Genomic DNA, 4,164 nt, shown 5'->3' with positions numbered 1-4,164 from the left:
GCTTCCGCACCCTGGTCCAGTGGACCCTCTGGGCGGGCACGGCCTGCATGGTCACATCGGGGATCCTGGCGGTCCTCTTCCAGTGGAGGAGCGCCCTGCGAGCCTTCCAGGGTCTCGGCGACATGCTGACGAAGAGAGGGGGCGGGAAGCGCGATGAGATGGCGGCCATCGAGACTCCGGGATCCTGGTTCGTCCTCGGCCAGCTCGTCTCTCTCGTGGCCCTGGCCCTGCTCGCCCACGCGACCTTCGGCATGCCCTACTGGCAGAGCGTGATTGCGGTCCTCCTGAGCTTCGCCCTCGCCCTGGTGGCGTGCCGGGTGACGGGGGAGACCGACACGACGCCGGTGGGCGCGATGGGGAAGATCACGCAGTTGACCTTCGGCGCCCTCTCCCCGGGAAACATGAACGTGAATCTCATGGCCGCCAACATCACCGCCGGATCGGCGACATCCTCGGCCGACCTGCTCACGGACCTGAAGAGCGGCTATCTCCTGGGCGCGCACCCGCGGAAGCAGTTCCTGGCGCAGTTCGCCGGAATCTTCGTCGGGACGATCGTCACGGTCCTCGCCTTCCGCATACTGGTTCCCACCGCGAGCGTCCTCGGCACCGATCAGTTCCCGGCGCCGGCCGCCCAGACCTGGAAGGGGGTCGCGGAAGCGATGGCGCTCGGGCTCAGATCGATGCATCCGGTCAAGATCTGGTGCATCGTCATCGGCGGGCTCGTAGGGATCATCCTGCCGCTTCTTTCCAGGATCTTCCCCAAGCAGCAGAAGTGGATCCCCTCCGCGGCGGGCATCGGCCTCGCGTGGGTCTTCCAGTGGTTCTACGGTCTGCTCTTCTTCGTCGGCGCGCTGATCGGCCACGGGTGGAAGAAGCGCAACGAGAAGCACTGCGATGAGTATCTCTTCCCGGTCGCATCCGGGATCGTCGCGGGCGGCGCTCTCATGGGCGTGATCCTCGTCTTTTGGGAGAACGGCCGGGAGATCCTCCTGCAGCTCCTGGGAAGATAGGCCGCTGTAGGCGTCCGGGATGGGCGTCGCGCCGCGCGTTCGCGGCCGGGCGCCCGCGTCTGGCGCAAGCCGCCGCAATCTGCTAGAATTGGTATGGCCGGTACGTATCGCGATCATCCTCCTCACGACCGGAGGAGCGCCGCGACCCGAACCCCGGTCCCATGGGGAGGCAACCATGCATCATCGCTATCGCCCGGGCCGCCTCATCGCGGTTCTCGGGGCGCTGCTCGCATTCTCTTCCATCGCCTGCGTCGCCGCCGACCTCGCAGTGAAGCGGGTCTACATGGCGTCTGAGGACATCTTCAAGATCGCTCAGCGGCCCGACGGGTCGATCGGCATCTGCCGCCAGGGCGGGGTCGACCTCCTCGATGCGGGCGGGATCGCCCGATCGGTCGCCCGGCCGGGGGAAGGGGAGATCCTCTACCTTGCGGACGGCGGGGCGTACCACGGAGTCGTCCGCCACCGCGCCGGCGCCGCGGACTTCGCCCCCACCGCCTCGTTCGAGCTTCGGGACGGCGAAGGCCGACTCCTGTGGCGGACCGGAGAGACCGAGGATGTGACCTACGCGATCTCGAGAAGCGGAGATGTCGTGGGGATGAGCCTCAACATCAACGCCCCCGAGCGCAACGCCATCCACTTCTATGATCGGGGTCTGATCGTGGCTGAGGCCCCGGTGCCCTACCTCGAGACCGGCCGCTTCGATCCTGCGGGAAGCCTCTTCCTCGCGGTGAGCGCCCGGGACGGGCTGCGCGCCTTCGACAAGAGGGGCTCCGAGATCTGGAGCGAGCCGGACGTCCGGCTCTTCGCGGCCGGCGAGGAGGCCGGAACGGTCGCGGTGGTCGGCCAGGGTGGTCTGCGGGTCATCCGCGGCGGCGCCGTCGCTGGGGCCGTCGACCTCGGCGGGCTGCTCGTCCGCCGGGTCGCCGTCGCCCCCGATGGGAGCCGCATCGCGATCGCGGGGAAGCACGAGATCCGCGTCTACGACGGCGCGCTCGCCCATCTATGGTCGACGCGGACAGAGAGCGAGGCCCTCTCGTGGACCTCGGTCGATGTCGCCTCCGGCGACGGCTATGTGATGGCCGGCCTGGCGCGGGACCTGGGCCCGGGGACGGATCCCGACAGCCGCCATCCCGACGGGGAGGTCCGCGCCTACGACGCGACCGGCACGCTTCTGCATCGGGGCTCCATGAGCTTCTCGACCTGGAACATCTGGACGCCGACGGTCTTGATCGACCGCTCCGGCAAGGGCGCGACCATCACTACCCGCCGGGCGGTCTACCGGACGGTGTTGCCTTGAGACGGGAGGAGGAGATGAACATGCGCGAACAGACAAGAGCTCTTCCGCCGCTGCTCACGGCCGCCGTCGCTTTCGCTGTCCTGGTGGCCTTTTCCGTTCCGGCCGCGGCGCTCCCCTGGCCCTACCAGCCCTTCGATCAGACGCACGGCCTGGGGAACCACTACCTCGAGTATCAGAACTACGGCGGGAGCGGCTACTGGCACGACGGGATCGATCTCGTCACTCCCGGACCGGTGCAAACCTACTCCGTCCAGCAGGGGACGGTCACGCACATCACCTACAACGATCCTCTCTACAGCGGCATCATGATCGGGAATCCGGTCCCCGGGGGAGCGGGCTGGCTCTACTGGCACATCACGTCGACCACCTTCCAGTACGACATCGGGGATCTGGTCGATACGAGCGCCTACATCGGGACGACGGCGTTCTGGCCGGTCTCCGCCTTCCACCACGTGCACTTCAACAAGGTCGTGGGGACGGGCGGCTATCCCTGGAGCTGGTACACGGCGACCGACAACCCGCTCCTGCATCTCGAGCCGCGAACAGATCCCGACCCACCCGTCTTGGAGACGACCTACCAGGGAAGGATCTTCGCCTTCCGGCGCAACCAGGCCTCCACGATCCTCGATCCGACCGCGCTGAGCGGCGACGTCGACATCATCTCGAGGATCTACGACATCGTCGGCTTGCCTCAGTGGAGGCTCAATCCCTGGAAGGTCGAGTACTGGATCGACGGCGGGGCCGCGTCCGTCCCGGTCACGACCTCTCTCAGCTGCTCGGGCGTCAGTCCTGCCGATGCTCTGGTCAACGTGATCTACAGTCTGACGAGCCCTCTCATGACGATGGGCAACTACGACTCCCGCATCTTCTACTTCATCGTGACGAACACAGATGGAGACGGGATGGTGGAGTCGGCAGACGCGAACTTCTCGTGGCAGACCGCCGCGTACGGTCCTGGGGACTACTGGGTCAACGTCAGGGCCACCGACATCGGCGGCAACGCGGTGACCAACAGCATGATGTGCACCGTTTCCGGAGCGCTCAACGTGGCACTCTATCTGCCGGAGGCGTCGTATGACTTCGGTCAGGTTCCCGCCGGCCAGTTTGCGATCTGGGAGATGCGCGTGCAGAACAACGGATCGGACTGGCTATCGGTCCGCTCCGTCACTTCCGACAATCCCGTCTACACAGTCAGCCCGCCCCACTTCTTCGTGCCCCCGGCCGGCGAGGCCGCCGCGATCGTGAGATTCGAGCCTCAGTTCCCGGGGACGTACAGCGGGATGCTGACGATCGCCACGAACGACCCCACGGCGCCGCAGGTGTTCGTGCGGGTGAAGGGACGGGGCATCGATGTGGCCGCAGCGGAGGACGGCGCGGTCCGGGAGTCCTTCGGCATCACGGGAATGCGCCCGCTGGGCGCGCGCGGAGTGGAGATCCACTACGCCCTCGATCGCGCGGCGGCGGGGCAGGCCGCGGTCCCCGGAGCCGTCATCCGGATCTACGACGTGGCGGGCCGGGAAGTGCGCCGGGCGGCGCTGGGCATGGCGTCTTCCGGCCCCGGGGTCTGGGTCTGGGACGGGCAGGACGGGATGGGAATCCGCTGCCCCAGCGGCGTCTACTACATCCGGCTGGCCAGCGTCTCGAGAACGGCCCATGGATCCTGCGTCCTGATCCGATGAGAGGGGCGCGGATCGGCAGATAGACCGGAGCCGCACCGCCGGGAGGGGGGGGCAGGAATTGCCTTGCGCCCCTAATCCTCTTCGGCGTATCGTGTAAGCGGTTGGTTCGCCGAGAGAGTCTGGTCTGCGCGGTCTGTGTCTTGTCCACGCTGCTTGGCCTCGGTCGTCCTTCCATTTG

The 4,164-nt window shown here is 67.2% G+C and carries 2 protein-coding genes; both read left to right on the top strand.

Annotation, left to right across the window (positions count from 1 at the left end; genetic code table 11):
* On the top strand, positions 1-1,010 hold a 1,010-nt coding region (locus FJY88_12400; GenBank protein MBM3288136.1), incomplete at its 5' end, for an OPT family oligopeptide transporter.
* Between the two features lie 1,002 nt (positions 1,011-2,012).
* Positions 2,013-3,986 (top strand): hypothetical protein, encoded by a 1,974-nt coding sequence (locus tag FJY88_12395; protein MBM3288135.1) that lies wholly within the window; start codon positions 2,013-2,015, stop codon positions 3,984-3,986.
* Positions 3,987-4,164: the final 178 nt, after the last annotated feature.

It is taken from the genome of Candidatus Eisenbacteria bacterium (assembly GCA_016867495.1).
In the GTDB taxonomy this organism is placed as follows: domain Bacteria; phylum Eisenbacteria; class RBG-16-71-46; order CAIMUX01; family VGJL01; genus VGJL01.
The sequence above is the reverse complement of the archived record's forward strand: the minus strand, read 5'-3'. Positions and strand labels throughout refer to the sequence as shown.